This is a genomic window from Pseudomonas boreofloridensis (assembly GCF_030580795.1).
Classification (GTDB): domain Bacteria; phylum Pseudomonadota; class Gammaproteobacteria; order Pseudomonadales; family Pseudomonadaceae; genus Aquipseudomonas; species Aquipseudomonas boreofloridensis.
In genome coordinates, this window is record NZ_JAUQOQ010000030.1 from 1 (window position 1) to 18002 (window position 18002).

Consider the following 18002-nt stretch of genomic DNA (forward strand, 5'->3'; position numbering starts at 1 on the left):
GCGGCCTTGTGCCGCGATTGGACCGCAGAGCGGTCCCCGGCAATGGCCACGGCGAAGCTGAAAACCTGGGACTGCTGCGCAGTCCAATCGCGACACGAGGCCGCTCCCACGAGAGCGTGCGAGCTGCTAGGAATTGAGCATGACGATTGCTCGCAAAGGTCTCAGCGCACGAGGCCCGCCCAGGCAGTCTGAGCCTACACCGGCCAACTTGTGGGAGCGGCCTTGTGCCGCGATTGGACCGCAGAGCGGTCCCTGCAATGGCCGCGGCGAAGCCGAACCTACAGGCCTCAGCGCCCGACCATCTGGTCGGGTCGAACATGCGCGTCGTACGCCTGTTCGGTCAGCAGGCCCAGCGCTACGGCGGCCTGCTTCGGTGTCAGTCCTTCATCGGCCGCCTTGCGCGTGATGCGCGCCACCTGGTCGTAGCCCAGCACCGGGTTCAGCGCCGTGGCCAGCAGCAACGAGCCTTCCACATTGCGCGCCAGCACCGCGCGATCCACTTCCAGACCCAGCAGCAAATGCTCGGTGAAACGCACGATGCTCTCGCTCAGCACGCTGATCGACTGCAACACGTTGTGGATGATCACCGGTTTCGCCACGTTCAGCTCGAACAGGCTGGACGCGCCGGCCACCGTCACCGTGGTGTGGTTGCCCATCACCTGCATGCAGGCCTGGGCCAGCACCTCGGCCAGCGTCGGGTTGCGTTTGCCCGGCATGATCGAGGACGTCAGGCCGTCGTCCGGCACGATCAGCTCGCCCAGCCCGCAACGCGGCCCGGAGCCGAGCAGGCGAATGTCGTTGGCCAGCTTGCTCAGCGATACCGCCAGCACGTTGAGCACCCCCGATACTTCGACGAACACATCGTGGGTACCCATGCCCTCGAACGCACACGGGTTGGCGGTGAACGGGGTGTCGGTGATCTGCGACAGCGCTTCGCAGAAAGCTTCGGCGAAGCCTGGCGGTGCGTTCAGTCCAGTGCCTACCGCCGTGCCGCCCTGGGGCAGGCTGCTCAGCCGGGGCAGGCAGCCATGCACGCGTTCGATGCCATGGGCGATCTGCGCGGCGAAGCTGGCGAAGGCCTGGCCCAGGGTCATGGGCACGGCATCCATCAAATGCGTGCGGCCGATCTTCAGCACCGCCTGCCATTGCTGCGCCTTGTCCTGCAGCGCGGCCTGCAACTGCACCAGCGCCGGCAGCAGCGCCTGGCTCAAGGCCAGGCGGGTGCTCAGGTGCATCACCGTGGGGAAGGTGTCGTTGGACGACTGCGAGCGATTGACGTGATCGTTCGGGTGCACCGGCGTCTTGCCGCCCAAGGGCTGGCCCAGCAACTGGTTGGCGCGGTTGGCGATCACCTCGTTGGCGTTCATGTTGGTCTGCGTGCCGGAGCCGGTCTGCCACAGCGTCAGCGGAAAATGGCTATCGAAGTGGCCGTCGGCAAGCGCCTGCGCGGCCTGCTCGATCACCTCGGCCAGCGCCGCGTCCAGTGTGCCCAGGCGCCGGTTGGCGCGGGCGCAGGCCAGCTTCTGCTGGCCGAAGGCATGCACCAGCGCGGGCGGGAACTGCTCGCGACCGGCGCCGAACACGCCGATGGCGCGCTGGGTCTGGGCGCCCCAGTACTTGTCCTGGGGGATCTGCACCGCGCCGAAGGCGTCGTGTTCCAGACGAAAGGTTTGCATGGGCTTCTCCATGGCTCAGAGCGGCGCCGCCGAGGCACGTCCGAGCACCCGCTCGTACTCGCCCTGGGCCTGCTGCTCGGAGAACTCGCCGGACCACTTGGCGACCACCACGGTGGCCACGCTGTTGCCGATGGTGTTGCACGTGGCGATGGCCATGGACATGAAGCGGTACACCCCGAACAGCAGCGCCAGGCCTTCGACCGGCAGGTTGCCGATGGCCGTGACGGTGGCGGCGAACACCACGAAGCTGCCACCGGACACCGCCGCCGCCCCCTTGGAGGTCACCAGCATGATGGCGATGATGCCCAGTTGCTGTTCCCAGCTCAGCGGCACGCCATAGGCGTTGGCGATGAACAGCACGCACAGCGACATGTAGATCGACGTGCCGTCGAGGTTGAAGGCGTAGCCGGTGGGCAGTACCAGGCCGACGCTCTGCTTGGAGCAGCCGAACTTCTCCAGCTTCTGCAACAGGCGCGGCAGGGCGCTTTCCGACGAGGCGGTGCCGAGCACGATGAACACTTCATCCTTGATGTACTTGAGGAAGCGCCACAGGCTGAAGCCGCACAACCGGCACACGGTGCCGAGGATCACGAAGATGAAGAACAGCACCGCCACGTAGAACATCAGCACCAGGTTGGCCAGCGACATCAGCACCGCCGTGCCATTGCTGCCCACCGCGTAGGCCACCGAGCCGAAGGCACCCAGCGGGGCGAGCTTCATGATCAGGTTGATGAACTCGAAGAAGCACTCCGAGACGCGGTTCAGGCCGTCCTCGACCACCGCGCGGCGCTCGGCCTTGAGCGCCAGCAGGGCGAAGCCGAACAGCACCGAGATCACCAGCACTTGCAACAACTGACCGCCCGCGAAGGCGCCGACGAAGTTGTCGGGGAAGATGCCGTAGATGAAGTCCAGGGTCGACTGCGGCGCGTGTCCCTTGGCCACGGCGGCAGCGGCAGCGGCCGAGGTGGCGCTGTTGGGATGGGCATCATGCATGCCCGAACCGATGTCGATCAGGTTGCCCCAGCCCAGGCCGATGGCCAGGGCCAGGGTGGAGACCACCTCGAAGTAGATCAGCGCGCGGATACCCACCTTGCCGACGCGGCGGATGTCGCCGGCCGAGGCGATGCCGTGGACCACGGTGAAGAACACCAGGGGGGCCACGGCGGTCTTGATCAGCTTGAGGAAGATGTCGCCGAGGATCTTGAACTTGGCCGCCAGCTCCGGGGCGATGAAGCCGAAGGCGATGCCGATGAGCATGGCCGCGACCACCTGGAAGGTCAGGTCGCGGTAGAAGGGTTTTGCAGGGGCAGATGACATGGTCGAATTCTCATTGTTGTCGTTGTCGAGAAAACCACGCGGGCTGCACACAGCCCGCGTCTTGCATCAACGCGGCACGCGGCCTTGGCGCTCCAGGGCGCGGTCGACCATCTGCGGCGCCAGACCCAGGTAGTTGGCCGGGTCGGTCAGGCGTTCGAGCTCGGCGCGCGGCAGGCGTGCGCTGACCTCGGCATCGCGCAGCAGCGCATCGAGCAGGCTGACGCCTTCGTCGTTGGCCACGCGGCACGCGGCATACACCACGTCGTGGGCGACCTGGCGACCCAACTCCGGCGCCAGGCCCATCATCACCGCTTCGGCGACGATCAACCCACGGGTCATGTCCAGGTTCTGGCGCATGCGCTCGGTGCGCACTTCCAGGCCGGCGAGCATGAACTTGGCCTGGCCCAAGGAAGCGGCGGTGAGGGCGAAGGCTTCGGGAATGGCGATCCATTCCGCCTGCCACGGGCCGGTGGAGCGCTCGAAGTCCTGGATCATCGCATCGAGCATCAGCCCGGCCTGCTGGCGCACGCCCTTGGCGGCGGCGTACATCAGCTCGCAGGAGATCGGGTTGCGTTTCTGCGGCATGGTGCTGCTGGCGCCCCGGCCTTTGACGAAGGGCTCGTAGGCCTCGCCCAGCTCGCTGGTCATCATCATCATCACGTCCAGCGCGACCTTGCCCAGCGAACCGCTGACCAGGCCGAGGAAGTTCAGGGCCTCGGCCAGGCCGTCGCGGGCCACGTGCCAGGTGGCTTGCGGCACGCCCAGGCCCAGTTCGGCCATCAGCGCTTCCTGCACGTCCAGGCCTTTGTCGCCGAGCGAGGCGAGGGTGCCGGCGGCGCCGGCGAACTGACCGATTTCCACCCGTGGGCGCAGCTCGACCAGGCGCTCGGCGTGGCGGTCGAACATGCTCAGCCACACCGCGCACTTGTAGCCGAAGGTGATCGGCAGGGCGTGCTGCAAGTGGGTGCGACCGGCCATCGGCGTGTCGCGGTAGCGCTGCGCCAGGTCGGCGAGCAGGCCACGCACGGCCTGGATATCGCGCTCGACGATGGCCAGGGCGGCGCGCACCTGCAGGACCACGGCGGTGTCCATGATGTCCTGGGTGGTGGCGCCCCAGTGCACGTAGCGTCCGGCTTCGCCGCAGGTTTTCGACAGTTGCTCGACCAGGGGCAGGATCGGGTAGCCGACGATTTCGGTCTCGTGCTGCATCAGCGCCAGGTCCAGCGAGGCGTAGGTGGCCTTGGCGGCGATTTCGTCGGCGGCAGCGGCCGGAATCACGCCGCAGCGGGCCTCGGCGCGGGCGAGGGCGATCTCCACTTCGATGTAGCGCTCGATCAGCGCTTTGTCGGAGAACACGCCGCGCATTTCGGCGGTGCCGAACATGTCGCGGAACAGGGCGGAATCGAAGACGGTGGTGGACATGGCGGATCCTTTCTTGTTCGGTATTTGTTCGAAATTAATCGAACTTATTTAATACATCCGAACAAAATGGTCTGCCACATTTGGTACACTGTCAACCCTTTGCCTTCCGTGAACATGAGCCGTCAATGAGCACCCGTGGCCGCTACTCCGATATCGCCAGAGACCTCACCGACAAGATCGCCCGTGGCGATCACCCGGTCGGCTCGCTGCTGCCCACCGAGCTTGAGCTGTGCGAGCTGTACGGCGTGGGGCGACACACGGTGCGGGCGGCCATCGACCAGTTGCAGGGCCAGGGCATGGTCTCGCGGCGACGAAAGGTCGGCACGCGGGTCGAGGCGGCAGCGCCGCGCAGCGGTTATTCGCAGGCGATCGATTCGATCACCGATCTGGTCCAGGTGGCCGAATCCCATGTCCGTGAAATACAGGGCGTGCGCCATTTCGTGGCCGACATCGCCCTGGCCAAGCGCCTGGGGCTGACGCCAGGCGGGCATTACTTCTGCGTGTCGAGCATCAAGGTCGAAAGTGGCGAGCGGCGCTATCCGCTGTGCTGGACCGACGTCTACGCCGAACAGCGCTTCGCCGAGGTGGTGGCCGAGGCCGAGGCGCATCCGGGCGAGCTGATCGCCGCCTTGATCGGCAAGGCCTTCGCCAAGAGCATCGAGTCAGTGGACCAGGAGGTCAGCCCGGTGCAGCTCACCGCCGAGCTGAGCGCGAGCTTGAAAGCGCCCAGCGGCGATCTGGGGCTGAACATCATCCGCCATTACCGCGATCAGGCCGGTGAAATCATCTCGGTGTCCGAAACCGTCTACCCACGCGACCGCTTCACCCTGGTGATGCACATGACCCGCGCCCAGCGCTGAGCGCAGCGGCGCTCAGGCCATGCCGGGCGGGTGGCCGTGGTAGGCCTTGTAGGCGTTGCTGAAGTTGGCCGGGTTGGCGTAGCCCAGGCGATAGGCGATCTGCGCCACCTGCCATTTGCGTTGCAGCAGCAGCGTGCGCGCCAGCTCCATGCGCTGCTGGCGCAGGTACTGCAGCATCGACTGGCCGAATACCTTGGCGAAGGCGCGGCGCAGGGTGGTTTCGCCGACCCCTAGCTGACGCGCCAGCTCCAGTACCGTCGGCGGATCGGCCAGGTGTTCGTCGAGCAGACGCCGAGCCTCGTGGGCCAGGTCCTGCTGGCCGCGCTGCGGCGCGTCGGGCGGGGCTACGCGGCCGGCCACATGCGCTCCCAACTCCACCAGCACGGCCAGGCTCAGGCTTTCCTGGTGCAAGCGCTTGAGCGCGCCGTGGTACGGGCAGTGGTAGAGCTGTTCGAGCAGGCGGCCCACGGCGGGGCAGGCGGGCAGGGCGCTGAAGCGCATGCCATCGCCCAGCAGCGCCAGCAACGGGCGCAGGTTCGGGTCTTCCTCGGCCAACTCGCGCAGGTAACGGCCGGCCACCCGCAGCCCGGCCATGCGCGCGTGGCTGCCGGGGGCCAGGGTGTCGACCGCCTGCATGCTCTCGCTCAGACCCAGCACATGGGGCGTGCCGGCTTCGTACTGGTTCAGCCGACCCTCGATGCGGTGCTGCCACTGGCCGTCCAGCACCTGGACGATGCACAGGCTGCCGGGCAACACCTTCTCGATGCGCAGTGGCTCGGGGAACTGCAGGTCGCAGTCGAAGTACTGCAGGTGCTCGCGCACGGTGTGCGCATGATAGTGGCCCACCGCGCTGCCCATGACCTGCGCCGTGCGGCGGTCGAACACCCCGGCCTGGGCCAGGGATGACGGGCTGTCGAAGCTGAAGTGGGTATCGAGGTAAGGGTTCAGGCTGTTCATGGGGCGAGCGCGTCCGTGAATGAGGTGAGTGACGCGGCGCGCAATGTTAACGCGTCCACATCTTTACCGTCAGCCGTTGTGAGTGGCGGGCCGTTAGTTGTGAGAGACGGCCAAATGGCTTGGCAGTTCCCTGAGGGTCCACTTCAATACTCCACTTTTGACCTCCGAGGAGCGACGAGCATGCTGACGTATCGTAGATGGGCCGCCGTACTGGCCACTTCCGTAGCCCTGTTCATGGGCATCGCGCAGGCCCAGGCCGAAGATCGTCCGCCCGTGGCCGACAAGGTGGTGGCCTATGCCGGCGAGCAAGGCGTGAAGGTGTGGACCCTGCGCATCGGCGAGCGCAGCGCCAACGAAGCCCTGGTGCAGGTCGAGGGCGTGGACCACGACTGGAACATGAAGATCCAGAAAATGAAGGTCGAGAAGACCGACAAGGCCACCCGTTACTACACCACCGTCGATGGCCAGAAATTCGCCGCGCTGGTGATCCAGGGTTCGGACAGCTGGGCCGCCAGCGAGCTGTACCTGCCGGGTGAAGCCCAGGCGCTGAAACTGGGTTACTCCGAGTCGTTGTCCGAGCAGGGCAATGCCCAGGCGTTCCTGACCGATTACCTGAACGCACAAAAATAAATTCCCCTTCTTTTGCCGAGAGCCTTGCCCATGAGCACGCCAGACCAGCCCAACTCGCTTAACGCACTGTCCGACTCGCTTGGCGCCGAATACGACCAGTCCCGCGCCGCCCAGCGCGAGCAGGTGATCGCCGAGCTGAAACAGGTGATCGACCAGGTGCCCGAGCAGATCGAGTTCACCAACACGCCGCGCTTCAAGGTGTGGGGGCCGATCCTGCTACTGGTCAGCCTGGCCATCGCCTTCGGTGGGATGAAGACCGGCAGCGCTGGCCTGACCTGGCTTGGGGTGATCATGGCGGTGCTGTTCGGGGTCATGTCGTGGCAGCACCGCACGGCCGGCACGCAGGTGTTCATGCGCCTGAATCGCCGGCAGTTGTGGGTCGACTCGCTGTCGGCGCCGGTGGAAATGGCCGATGTCGAGGACATCAGCGTCAAGGACGAAGGCCAGGTGATGCAGCAGAAGCTCGACCTGAGCAGCGAGGCTGTATTGCCCACCCACCGTGCCGCGAAATTCCAACTGTTCGGCAACCAGGCCATGGCGTTGAAAAAGCCGCGTCCGCATATCCGCATCATGTCCGCCGGCATCATGACCGCTGGACGCCGGGTGCATGTGGACGAAATGAGCGCGATCCTGGCCGCCTACCGCGATGCTGCGCGTGCGCAGCGTCAGTTGGACCTGCTGCTGCGTCAGGGATGACGGCGCCGCATCGAAACGCTTTTCAGCGTCGCTTTCCCCTATCCAGAGAGTGTTTTGCGTGAATAACCCAGAAAAACCCGACCCGCTGAACGAACCATCCGGCAGCGACGCCTCAGGGTCCAGCCAGGCCCAGCTCGGCCGCGTGATCGCCGAGCTCAAGCAGACCCTCGAACGCGTGCCCGAGCAGACCGAGTTCACCAACTCTCCCCGCTACAAACTGTGGGGACCGGTGATCGCCCTGGCCGGCGTAGGCGGCGTGTTCTTCGGCCTCTCCAGCGGCAAGCTGCTGGTGGTGCTGTGCGGCGTGGCGCTGGTGCTGTTCGGTGCCGCCCTGTTCTGGCAGCACCGTAACGCCGGTACCCAGGTGTTCATGCGCCTGACCCGTCGTCAGGTCTGGGTCGATACCCTGTCGGCGCCGGTGGACCTGGCCGATGTCGAAGACATCAGCGTCAAGGAAGAGGGCCTGCTCACCACCCAGGAACTGACCCTGAGCCGCGAGGCCATCCTGCCGACCCACCGGGTGCGGCACATGGTGTTCTTCGCTGACCAGGCCGTGGTCGATACGGAGCCCGAGCCCTGCATCCGCATCATGTCGGCCGGTTTGATGAGCGGTGGGCGCAAGGTATCGGCGCGCGAGATGGCGGCGTTGCTGGAGGCGTATCGCGATGCCGCCTGCGCCGAGCGTCAGCTTGCGGTGGTACAGCCGCGTGGATGAGACCGCTCGCGAAGCGCATCTGAGCGACTTGCAGCGTCTGGCCGACGGGCCGACCGAACGCCTGGAGATCCGTGAGTCCTCGCGTGGCAAGTCGGTGGCCTGCGCGGTGTTCGGCGGGCTGATGGTGGCCCTGGGAGGCTGGTTGTCGTGGATCTTTGTGGTGATCGGCATCACGCCCGGCAAGCCCGTGTTCCTGCTGGCCTGGGCCGTCAGCCTGGCGCTGGTGTTGGCCGGTGTCGCCGCGCTGGCCTTGGCCGACGCATTGCGCCGCCGGCATGGCCAGTGTGTCCTGGCCCTGACCCCGAACACCCTGGCGTTCTCCAACTCGAACAGTGCGGTGCCGCTGCACACCTTTTCGGGCTTCGAGATCGACCAGCGCCACCTGAGAACGGTACTGACCTTTCGAGTCGCCGCGCACGCCCGCGCACCGGCGCTGCAAGCCGCCTGCTTCAAGTCGCTGACCGCGCCCGATGCCCATCCGGTGGCCGGCGGCCTGAGTGTTGAGCTCTGGCTGTGCGTGCCCACCCTCGATGGCCAGCGCATCGACTTCGAGGCGCTGACTTCCCTGCTGCTGGACTACATCGAAGCGGCGCAGGCGCGGCGCACCCTGGGCGAGCTCTATCCACAGGTGCAGCGCTTCGGTGCTGCGCGCTGAAGTCATCGAGTAGGAGATACGCCGGTGAACCTGACCAAACGCCTGTGGTGGGCGCTGCCCGTGATCCTGCTGCCACTGCTGCTCATGGCCTGGACCGCCCAGCAGTCCTGGCGCGCCAACCATGACCTGGAAACCGCCGAGATCATGCGCCAGTGGATCGCCACGTCCGACGACACCTTGCTGGCGAAGTTGTCGGCGCGTGAGCGCAATGAAGTGATTCGCCCAGAGGATCGCGCTCACTCTTTCCAGCACCAGATCGACCGGGTCGACGCCGACGCCGGCTCGCTGCACCTGCGCGCCTGGCTGGGCGAGTTGGCGTACTGGCTGGCGGTGGCGGCGCTGCTGGCAGGCATCGGCACCTGGCTGAAGATCCGCATCGACGCCTGGCGGGCGCGGCTTTCGCAAGACTTTCTGGAACAGCGCCTGGCACGCAGTTGGCACGTGCTGGGACGCTGCCTGATCGGTTACACCGGCCTGCTGGTGGGCGCGCTGGGGCTGGCGCTGCTGTACGAGATCAGTTGGGGCTACAGCAACTTCAAGCAGGGCGGCTTGAGCGCGCTGATCATCGTGCTGTCCATGGTCTCGATGATCTGTGCTGGCGTGGTGATGATCGACCGCTTGCGTCGGCAGTGGACGGTGCTGGAGTCGCCATCGTCGAGCTTTTTGGGACGCCCTCTGAGCCTGCAACAGGCGCCGGCGGTGTGGGCCTGGGTGCGCAGCCTGGCCGAGCAGGTCGGGGCGCCGACACCCGACCATCTGGTGGTGGGGTTGGACCAGTCGTTCTTCGTCACCAGCGTGCCGGTGGTCCTGCAACCATCGGGTCAAGCGCTGCACGGTCGCACGCTGTACCTGCCGCTCACCGCGCTATGCGCACTCAGCCAGGCCGAGACCGCCGCGATCATCGGCCACGAGCTGGGGCATTTCCGCTCCCAGGACACCGAGCGCAGCAGTGCCCTGGCTGCGCAGTTCGGCCTGATGTGCGCGCACTACGCCAGCCTGACCGAGGACGATGGCCCGCCGCCTTGGTTGGAACGACCGGCGCTGTGGATGGCGGGGCAGTTCCTGGAGCAGTTCGAGCGTGCGGTGCAGCACTGGAGCCGGGTGCAGGAGCTGGCGGCGGACCGGGTCGGGGCGCAGGTGGCCGGCACGCAGGTGTTTGGCCAGGCGCTGTTGCGGATCATCGCCCTGGACGAGGCGCTGCCCCAGGTGTTGGCGGCGCGCGCGGGCGATAACCTGCTGCAGGCCTGGCAGGGGCATCTGCGCGAGCATCCCTTGGTGCTGGACGAGCAGGTGTTGCAACACGCCCTGGCCCACCCGTTCGACAGCCATCCACCGACCGCGCTGCGTTTGCGTGAGCTGAAGGTCAAGGCCGACGCCGAGCTGTTGGCGACCGCCACGCGGGTGCCCAGCGAGGAAGACCGGCGCTGGTTCGAAGGGTTGCTCGGTGCCCAGCAGGCGCCCCGCCGAGGGGCTTCGGTATGAGCAGCGATTGCGCTTCGCTCGACGATTTGGCGCAGTCGCTGGGTCGTGAGTTCGACGCACGCATGGACGCCCGCCGTCGTGCAGCCATCGCCGAGCACGAGGCCCAGCTCGCGGCTGTGCCGCCGGTGACTGAACTGACGCAGTCGCCCCAGGTGCGCGGGATGTTGGCGGTGGGCGTGGTGGTGTTCTCCGGGCTGGCGCTCTGGTGCCTGAAGGATGCCTGGCCGGTGAGCGTGCCGCTATGGCTGTTGGCCGTGTTGGCGATCCGCAGCCTGTGGCTGCAGCGTGACCCGGGGCAGCAGCCGCTGCTGCGCCTGACCCATGAGCGGTTGTGGTTCGCGTGCCTGGACCGGGAATTGGCCTTGGTCGACCTGGTCGAGGGGCGGGTCAGGCAGGGGCGGGACCTGCACATCGTGCTCACCCTCAAGCCAGGCACAGCCCTGCCGCGCCCACGCAATCGGCTGGGGCCTTGGATGCCCAGGGCCAAGGTCAAAGGCGGTGTCCAGCCGCAGGTGACGCTGATCTGCTACGGGCTGACGCTCCAGGGCCAGTCATTGGATGCGCAGGCGTTGATGGATCTCTTGCGCGCGTACGATGCGTGCGCGCAGGCCAAGCTCCGGCTTGACGCCTTGTACGCACAGGGGTGATGGGTTGAATTGGCCTGTGGCGTGCACACAGTCCTCATTCTGATTGGGGCCGCTGCGCGGCCCATCGCGACGCAAGGCCGCTCCCACAAAGGCCTGAGCCACGCCTCAACAGTGGACAGGTGTTCAACGATCGGTGCGCAGCTCAGATTCATGTAGGAGCGGCCTTGTGTCGCGATCGGGCGCGTAGCGGCCGCAAAGCAGACGATGCGCAACGGCCTGACACACCGCCCCGTCACCAGGCCGGGTCCTAAACCATCTGCACAGGCGCGTCGTCCGGCATCAGCGTGGCGATCAGCGCGCGGACGGTGCCGGGCAGGGCATCGAGTTCGCGCACCAGGATGCTGCGCTCGCGGATCGCCCAGGATTCGTCCAGGGCGATGGTCACCAGGTTCATGGTGCGGCTGTGACGCAGCGCCGCCGACTCGGGAATGATGCCGATACCCACGCCGGCCTCGACCATCCGGCAGATCGCCTCGAAACTCGACATCTGGATGCGCAGCGCCAGGCTCTGCCCCATGCGTTCGACATGGTCGCGCAGAAAGGTCAGCAGCGTGCTGCCGTCGTGCAGGCCGATGTGCTGGTAGGCCAGGGTCTGCTTCAACGTCACCTGCCGCCGCCCGGCCAACTCGTGGCCGGCCGGCACGATCAACACCAGACGGTCGGTGCTGAAGCGGATCACCTGCAACCCCGACGCTTCCACGGGCCCGGCGATGATGCCCATGTCGCTGCTGCCGTCGAGCACGCCGCGCACGATGTCCCGTGACAGCCGCTCCTGCAGGTCCACCGTGACCCCAGGGCGCTCGGCGAGAAAACCGGCCAGCACCTCGGGCAGGAATTCGGTGACCGCCGTGGTGTTGGCGAAGATGCGGATATGCCCGGCCGAGTCGGTGCCGAAGCGGGTGAACTCGGCTTTCAGATAGTCCACCTGACGCATGATCAGCCGCGCGTGGGTGAGCAGCTTGTGCCCGGCCGGGGTGAGCTCCACGCCACGGCTGTCGCGGTACAGCAGGCGCGTGTCGAGCTGCGCTTCGAGCGCCTTGATCCGCGCGCTGGCCGCCGCCGGCGAGAGGAAGGCGCGGCGCGCGCCCTGGGTCAGGCTCGGCGACTCGCCGATGTGGATGAACAGCCGCAGGTCTGCCAGATCGAAGTGCATGGGGAGGTCCTGTCACGGTGATGGCGTTCGGCAGTTATGAACGCTGGCTTACGCAAATGCAAATTCACAGAATGCCGGGCGCCTCGCATCATCGGTTGAAGGGCAGTGGCGAGCGTCGAGCTGTAAGCGGCAAGCCGGTCGCGCAGAGCCTGCAGGTCGCCGCTTGGCACTGCTTCCTCACACAATAACAAGACGCAGAGGCCCCACTCATGACTGCTCCGATGCACCCTACCGACTACAGCGCCTGGATCGGCCGCACCGAAGAGGCCTGGGATGTGCTCAGCCGCAATCTGGTCAAGCGCATTGCCGCCACCTTTGGCGAAACGGCGCCGGGGCATGGCGAGGCGCTGCCGCCGTTGTGGACCTGGTGCTTTTTCCAGGAGCCGGTCGATGAGGCGCAGTTGGGCGGCGATGGCCATCCGGCACGGGGCGGTTTCCTGCCGCCGGCCGACAACCGCAACCGCATGTGGGCCGGCGGGCGGGTCGAGTTCATCGAGCCGTTGATCGTTGGCGGTGAGGCCCATCGCCTCTCCACCATCACCCACATCGAAGAGAAGCTCGGACGCAGCGGCGCCTTGCTGTTCGTCACCGTGCGCCATGACTACAGCCAGGACGGCCGGCTGTGCGTGCGTGAAGAACAGGACATCGTCTACCGCGAGCCCAACCCGCCCAAGACCGGCAGCGGCCAGGGCTGCGAAGCGGGCCAGTGGAGCGAAACCATCGCACCGACGTCGACCCTGCTGTTCCGCTACTCGGCCGTCACCTTCAACGGCCACCGCATCCACTACGACCAGCCCTACGTCACCCACAGCGAAGGCTACCCCGACCTGGTGGTGCACGGTCCGCTGATCGCCACCCTCAACCTGCGCGCATTCAGGCGCGCCCACCCTGACAAGCGCGTGCGTCATTTCGCCTACCGCGGCCTGCGCCCGCTGACCTTGCCCACACCCTTCCAGGTGAGCGGCTGCCTCGACGCGCCCGGCACGGCCCGGCTGTGGGCCGGCAACGCCGATGGCATCGCCCAGAGCGCCGACGTGACCTTCGACTGACCCTCAGCAGAGACGCCCCCATGCACAGCTACGACAGCGATGACCTCACTGCCATCCGCGAAGGCGTGCGCGCCTTGTGCGCCGAATTCCCCGCCGAGTACTGGCGCCAGCTCGACGAGCGCAAAGGCTTTCCGGAAGCCTTCGTCAAGGCCATGACCGACGCCGGCTGGCTGTCGGCGATGATCCCGGAACAGTACGGCGGCTCGGGCCTGGGCCTGGCCGAGGCCTCGGTGATCCTGGAGGAGGTCAACCGCTGCGGCGGCAACTCCGGGACCATCCACGGGCAGATGTACAACATGTTCACCTTGCTGCGACACGGCAGCGAGGCACAGAAACGTTTCTATCTGCCCAAGCTCGCCAGCGGCGAACTGCGCCTGCAATCGATGGGCGTCACCGAACCGACCACCGGCACCGACACCACCCAGCTCAAGACCACCGCCGTGCGCCAGGGCGACCACTACCGGATCAACGGCCAGAAAGTGTGGATCTCGCGTGTGCAGCACTCGGACCTTATGATCCTGCTGGCGCGCACCACGCCGCTGGCCGAGGTGAAGAAGAAGTCCGAAGGCATGTCGATCTTCCTGGTCGACCTGCGCGAGGCCATCGGCCAGGGCCTGACCGTGCAGCCGATCGCCAACATGGTCAACCACGAGACCAACGAGCTGTTCTTCGACAACCTGGAGATTCCCGCCAGCAGCCTGATCGGCGAGGAGGGCAAGGGGTTTCGCTACATCCTCGACGGCCTCAACGCCGAGCGCACGCTGATCGCCGCCGAGTGCATCGGCGACGGTCGCTGGTTCGTCGAGAAGGCCAGCCAGTACGCCCGCGACCGCGTGGTGTTCGGCCGTCCGATTGGCCAGAACCAGGGCGTGCAATTCCCCATCGCCGAAGCCCATATCGAACTGGAGGCCGCCGACCTGATGCGCTGGCGCGCCTGCGCCGAGTACGACCGTGGCGCCAATGCCGGGGCCGCGGCGAACATGGCCAAGTACTTGGCGGCCAAGGCCTCGTGGGAGGCGGCCAACGCCTGCCTGCAGACCCACGGCGGCTTCGGCTTCGCCAACGAATACGACGTCGAGCGCAAGTTCCGTGAAACCCGCCTGTACCAGGTGGCGCCGATCTCCACCAACCTGATCCTGTCGTACGTGGCCGAGCACCTGCTCGAGCTGCCGCGCAGCTTCTGAGGGCCTGACCATGCGCGATACCCAGGCCCTGGCCGGCTTCCTCGCCGAACTTCGCTACAGCGACATTCCCACGACCGTGCTGGACCGTTCCGAAGACCTGTTCCTCGACTGGCTCGGCTCGGCCCTGGCCAGCCAGGGCTCGCACCCGATCCCGCTGTTCGAGCGCTATGCCGAGCGCATGGGCCCGTCTTCGGGCCGGGCGCGGGTGCTGACCAGCGGGCGACGCACCTCGCCGTACTTCGCCGCGCTGGTCAACGGCGCCGCCTCGCACCTGGTGGAGCAGGACGACCTGCACAACAGCTCGGTGCTGCACCCGGCCACCGTGGTGTTCTCCGCCGTGCTGGCGGCGGCCCAGGACCTGGGCAAGTCCGGCCAGGAGCTGCTGCTGGCTGCCGTGGCCGGCTACGAGGCGGGCATTCGCATCGGCGAGTTCCTTGGCCGCTCGCACTACCGCATCTTCCACACCACCGCGACGGTCGGCACCCTGGCCGCTGCGGTGGGCGTGGGCAAGCTCATGGCCTTCGACCGCGAGCAGTTCGTCAACCTGCTGGGCAGCGCCGGCACCCAGGCCGCCGGGCTGTGGGAGTTCCTGCGCGATGCGGCCGACTCCAAGCAGTTGCACACCGCCAAGGCCGCCGCCGACGGCCTGCTGGCCGCCTACCTCACCGCCGATGGCCTGACCGGGGCGCGCAATGTGCTCGAAGGCGAGCAGGGATTGGCGGCGGGCATGTCCCGCGATGCCGATCCGTCGCGCTTGTCCGACCGTCTTGGCACCCGCTGGGCGTTGGCGGAAACCTCGTTCAAGTTCCACGCCTCGTGCCGCCACACCCATCCCGCCGCCGACGCCCTGTTGCAGCTGATGCAGCGCGAAGGGCTGGCGCACGGGGACATCGCCGAGGTGGTCACTCGCGTGCATCAAGGCGCCCTCGATGTGCTGGGGCGGGTGAGCACGCCGACCACGGTGCACCAGGCCAAGTTTTCCATGGGCACCGTGCTGGGCCTGATCGCCGTGCACGGTCGTGCGCAGTTGCTGGAGTTTCGCGACCTGGCCCTGAGCGACCCGCAGGTGGAGGCGTTTCGCGACAAGGTGCGCATGCAACTGGACCCTGAAGTGGACGCCGCCTACCCGGCGCGCTGGCTGGGCCGGGTCGAGGTGCGCGGTGTCGATGGCCGCACCTTCAGCGCGGCCATCGACCAACCCAAGGGCGATCCGGGCAATACCCTCAGCCGTGCCGAACTGGAGGCCAAGTTCCAGCGCCTGCTGGCCTATGCCGGGCAGCGCAGCGCGGACGAGGGCCGGGTATTGATCGAGCGTGTCTGGCAACTGCGCGATGCGCAGTCGCTGGCCGATCTGCACTGACTACCGAACAGGAATTCGCCATGACTCAATCGGCTCCCCGCCCGCTGGACGGCATCACCGTCGTCAGCCTGGAACATGCCATCGCCGCGCCGTTCTGCACCCGCCAACTGGCGGACCTGGGCGCGCGCGTGATCAAGATCGAACGCCCCGGCAGCGGCGACTTCGCCCGTGGCTACGACCAGCGCGTTTCAGGTCTCGCCTCGCACTTCGTGTGGACCAACCGCTCCAAGCAGAGCCTCACCCTGGACCTCAAGCAGGCCGAGGCCGACGGCATTCTCCACGGGCTGTTGGCCAAGGCCGACGTGCTGGTGCAGAACTTGGCGCCGGGCGCGGCGGCGCGCATGGGCTTGTCGTTCGAAGCCCTGCACGCGCGCTATCCACGGCTGATCGTGTGCGATATCTCCGGCTACGGCGAGGGCGGGCCTTACGAGAAGAAGAAAGCCTACGACCTGCTGATCCAGAGCGAAGGCGGCTTCCTCTCGGTGACCGGTGGGCCGGGCGAGGAGCAGATGGCCAAGGCCGGTTGCTCGGTGGCCGACATTGCCGCCGGCATGTACGCCTACACCGGCGTGCTCTCGGCGCTGCTGCTGCGCGACAGGACCGGCGTGGGCAGCCGTATCGATGTGTCGATGCTGGAAAGCCTGGTGGAGTGGATGGGCTACCCGATGTACTACGCCTACGACGGCGCGCCGCCGCCGCCGCGCGCGGGGGCCTCGCACTCGACCATCTACCCCTACGGACCGTTTCCCACCGGTGGCGGCGGCACGATCATGCTCGGCCTGCAGAACGAGCGCGAATGGCAGGTGTTCTGCGAGCAGGTGCTGCTCGACCCGGCGCTGGCCAGCGACCCGCGCTTCTCGGCCAACTTCCGCCGTTCCGAGCATCGTGAGGTGTTGCGCCAGATCATTGTCGATGGCTTCGCCACGCTGTCGCTGGACGAGGTGGTGGCGCGCCTGGAGGCGGCGCAGATCGCCAATGCCCGGGTCAACGACATGCACGGCGTGTGGCAGCACCCGCAGTTGGCGGCCCGCGACCGCTGGCGCCAGGTAGACAGTCCGTCCGGTGCGCTGCCGTCGCTGCTGCCGCCAGGGCGCAACAGCGCCTTCACGCCGCGCATGGACCCGGTGCCGGGCCTGGGCGAGCACAGTGCGGTGATTCTCGAAGAGCTGGGGTTCTCCCGCGATGACCAGGCCCGGCTCGCTGCCGCCGGTGTGGTGTAAGGACATGGAGCCGATACCGATGCAACGATCCATCGTGCGTTCCGCGCTGTTCGTGCCGGGCAGTCGTCCCGAGCGTTTCGCCAAGGCCCTGGCAGCCGGGGCCGATGCCGTGATCGTCGATTTCGAAGACGCGGTGGAGGAAGCGCTCAAGGCCCAGGCCCGCGACAACCTCGCCGCCTTCCTCGGCGCCCAGCCGCAGGCGCGGGTGTGGGTGCGGGTCAATGCCCCGCAGCACCCCGGCCATGCCGACGATCTGGCGTTCTGCGCCCTGCACGCGGGGGTGGTCGCGGTGCTGCTGCCGAAGGTGGAGAGCGCCGCGCAGGTGGCGCTGGCCTGGCGCACCGGCAAGCCGGTGCTGCCGATCATCGAGACGGCCAGGGGCTTGCTGGCGCTGGAACGCATCGCCGGGGCCGAGGGCGTCGAGCGCCTGTCGTTCGGCAGCCTCGACCTGGCGCTGGACCTGAACCTCAACAGCGAAAGCGCTGCCGCGCAGCGTTTTCTCGACCAGGCGCGCATGGCCGTGCAGTTGCATTCGCGAGGGGCCGATCTGGCGCCGCCGCTGGACGGCGTGTTCCCGGCCATCGGCGATCCCGAGGGCCAGCAACGGGCCATGCGCCATGCCTACGACATGGGTTATGGCGGGGCGCTGTGCATTCATCCCAGCCAGGTGCCGTTGATTCATGGTGTGCTGGCGCCGAGCAGCGACGAGCTGGCCTGGGCGCGGCGGGTGGTCGAGGCCAGTGTTGCGGCCAAGGGCGCCGGAGCGTTCCAGCTCGACGGGCAGATGGTCGATGCGCCGGTGCTGTTGCGCGCGCAGCGGCTGTTGGCATTGGGCTGATCGCGAGCGGTTGACCCTCGGCCAACACGCCAGCGCGAGGCGGGCGTTCACCCCAGCCAAACGCAGGCTTACACAAAAGCAGATTCTGCACACACGCCCACATGGGCCATCGTACCCTTGGCATGCTTCCCTGCTGATCCA

General features: G+C 67.1%; 17 protein-coding genes. 12 read left to right on the forward strand and 5 right to left on the reverse strand.

Translation table 11 applies throughout. The features are described 5' to 3' along the window. Positions 1 to 287: 287 nt before the first annotated feature. The 3 genes from Q6A47_RS22075 to Q6A47_RS22085 all read right to left on the reverse strand — a co-directional run bounded on the left by Q6A47_RS22075 (position 288) and on the right by Q6A47_RS22085 (position 4415). The gene (locus Q6A47_RS22075) at positions 288 to 1676 is read right to left on the reverse strand and encodes a class II fumarate hydratase (protein ID WP_304485385.1); all 1389 of its coding nucleotides are present in this window, start codon (positions 1674 to 1676) and stop codon (positions 288 to 290) included. 15 nt (positions 1677 to 1691) lie between these two features. Then, positions 1692 to 2993, reverse strand: a complete 1302-nt coding sequence (gene dctA / locus Q6A47_RS22080) for a C4-dicarboxylate transporter DctA (protein ID WP_029615177.1) — start codon at positions 2991 to 2993, stop codon at positions 1692 to 1694. Positions 2994 to 3059: 66 nt separating this feature from the next. Further along, positions 3060 to 4415 carry a class-II fumarase/aspartase family protein gene (locus Q6A47_RS22085; protein WP_116889282.1) on the reverse strand — a complete coding sequence of 452 codons (1356 nt, stop codon included), beginning with the start codon at positions 4413 to 4415 and terminating at the stop codon, positions 3060 to 3062. Between the two features lie 125 nt (positions 4416 to 4540). On the opposite strand from Q6A47_RS22085, the gene Q6A47_RS22090 reads away from it, so the two are divergent. Then, positions 4541 to 5275, forward strand: coding sequence for a GntR family transcriptional regulator (locus Q6A47_RS22090; protein ID WP_039580426.1), 735 nt, complete (start codon positions 4541 to 4543; stop codon positions 5273 to 5275). Positions 5276 to 5287: 12 nt separating this feature from the next. On the opposite strand, the gene Q6A47_RS22095 is transcribed toward Q6A47_RS22090, so the two are convergent. Next, positions 5288 to 6232, reverse strand: a complete 945-nt coding sequence (locus tag Q6A47_RS22095; protein ID WP_304485386.1) for a helix-turn-helix transcriptional regulator — start codon at positions 6230 to 6232, stop codon at positions 5288 to 5290. 180 nt (positions 6233 to 6412) lie between these two features. Between Q6A47_RS22095 and Q6A47_RS22100 the strand changes: the two genes are divergently transcribed. The 6 genes from Q6A47_RS22100 to Q6A47_RS22125 are packed head-to-tail and all read left to right on the forward strand — an operon-like array spanning position 6413 to position 11057. Beyond that, positions 6413 to 6862, forward strand: coding sequence for a hypothetical protein (locus Q6A47_RS22100; protein WP_029615174.1), 450 nt, complete (start codon positions 6413 to 6415; stop codon positions 6860 to 6862). A 30-nt stretch (positions 6863 to 6892) separates the two neighbouring features. Next, complete coding sequence (locus tag Q6A47_RS22105; protein WP_304485387.1) at positions 6893 to 7558, forward strand: hypothetical protein; 666 nt, start codon at positions 6893 to 6895, stop codon at positions 7556 to 7558. A gap of 58 nt (positions 7559 to 7616) precedes the next feature. Then, positions 7617 to 8273, forward strand: a complete 657-nt coding sequence (locus tag Q6A47_RS22110) for a hypothetical protein (protein WP_304485388.1) — start codon at positions 7617 to 7619, stop codon at positions 8271 to 8273. Continuing rightward, positions 8266 to 8928 carry a hypothetical protein gene (locus Q6A47_RS22115; protein ID WP_304485389.1) on the forward strand — a complete coding sequence of 221 codons (663 nt, stop codon included), beginning with the start codon at positions 8266 to 8268 and terminating at the stop codon, positions 8926 to 8928. Before Q6A47_RS22110 ends, Q6A47_RS22115 begins: the two co-directional genes overlap by 8 nt. Before the next feature lie 24 nt (positions 8929 to 8952). Next, positions 8953 to 10410 carry a M48 family metallopeptidase gene (locus tag Q6A47_RS22120; RefSeq protein WP_304485390.1) on the forward strand — a complete coding sequence of 486 codons (1458 nt, stop codon included), beginning with the start codon at positions 8953 to 8955 and terminating at the stop codon, positions 10408 to 10410. Then, positions 10407 to 11057, forward strand: coding sequence for a hypothetical protein (locus Q6A47_RS22125; protein ID WP_304485391.1), 651 nt, complete (start codon positions 10407 to 10409; stop codon positions 11055 to 11057). The genes Q6A47_RS22120 and Q6A47_RS22125 overlap by 4 nt, the downstream gene beginning before the upstream one ends. 247 nt (positions 11058 to 11304) lie before the next feature. Here the strand turns inward: Q6A47_RS22125 and Q6A47_RS22130 are convergent, their stop codons facing one another. After that, complete coding sequence (locus Q6A47_RS22130; protein WP_304485392.1) at positions 11305 to 12210, reverse strand: LysR family transcriptional regulator; 906 nt, start codon at positions 12208 to 12210, stop codon at positions 11305 to 11307. A gap of 221 nt (positions 12211 to 12431) precedes the next feature. On the opposite strand from Q6A47_RS22130, the gene Q6A47_RS22135 reads away from it, so the two are divergent. Genes Q6A47_RS22135 through Q6A47_RS22155 form a run of 5 tightly spaced genes read left to right on the forward strand, consistent with a single transcriptional unit; the run spans position 12432 to position 17861 of the window. Continuing rightward, entirely contained in the window at positions 12432 to 13259 is an 828-nt protein-coding gene (locus tag Q6A47_RS22135) for an HTD2 family dehydratase (protein ID WP_304485408.1), read from the forward strand. A gap of 20 nt (positions 13260 to 13279) precedes the next feature. Then, the gene (locus tag Q6A47_RS22140; RefSeq protein ID WP_304485393.1) at positions 13280 to 14443 is read left to right on the forward strand and encodes an acyl-CoA dehydrogenase family protein; all 1164 of its coding nucleotides are present in this window, start codon (positions 13280 to 13282) and stop codon (positions 14441 to 14443) included. Between the two features lie 10 nt (positions 14444 to 14453). Continuing rightward, entirely contained in the window at positions 14454 to 15803 is a 1350-nt protein-coding gene (locus tag Q6A47_RS22145; protein ID WP_304485394.1) for an MmgE/PrpD family protein, read from the forward strand. Positions 15804 to 15823: 20 nt separating this feature from the next. Further along, a complete protein-coding gene (locus Q6A47_RS22150) occupies positions 15824 to 17023 on the forward strand; it encodes a CaiB/BaiF CoA transferase family protein (protein ID WP_304485395.1) in 1200 nt (399 codons plus the stop codon). A gap of 19 nt (positions 17024 to 17042) precedes the next feature. Beyond that, positions 17043 to 17861 carry an HpcH/HpaI aldolase/citrate lyase family protein gene (locus tag Q6A47_RS22155; protein ID WP_304485396.1) on the forward strand — a complete coding sequence of 273 codons (819 nt, stop codon included), beginning with the start codon at positions 17043 to 17045 and terminating at the stop codon, positions 17859 to 17861. Positions 17862 to 18002: the final 141 nt, after the last annotated feature.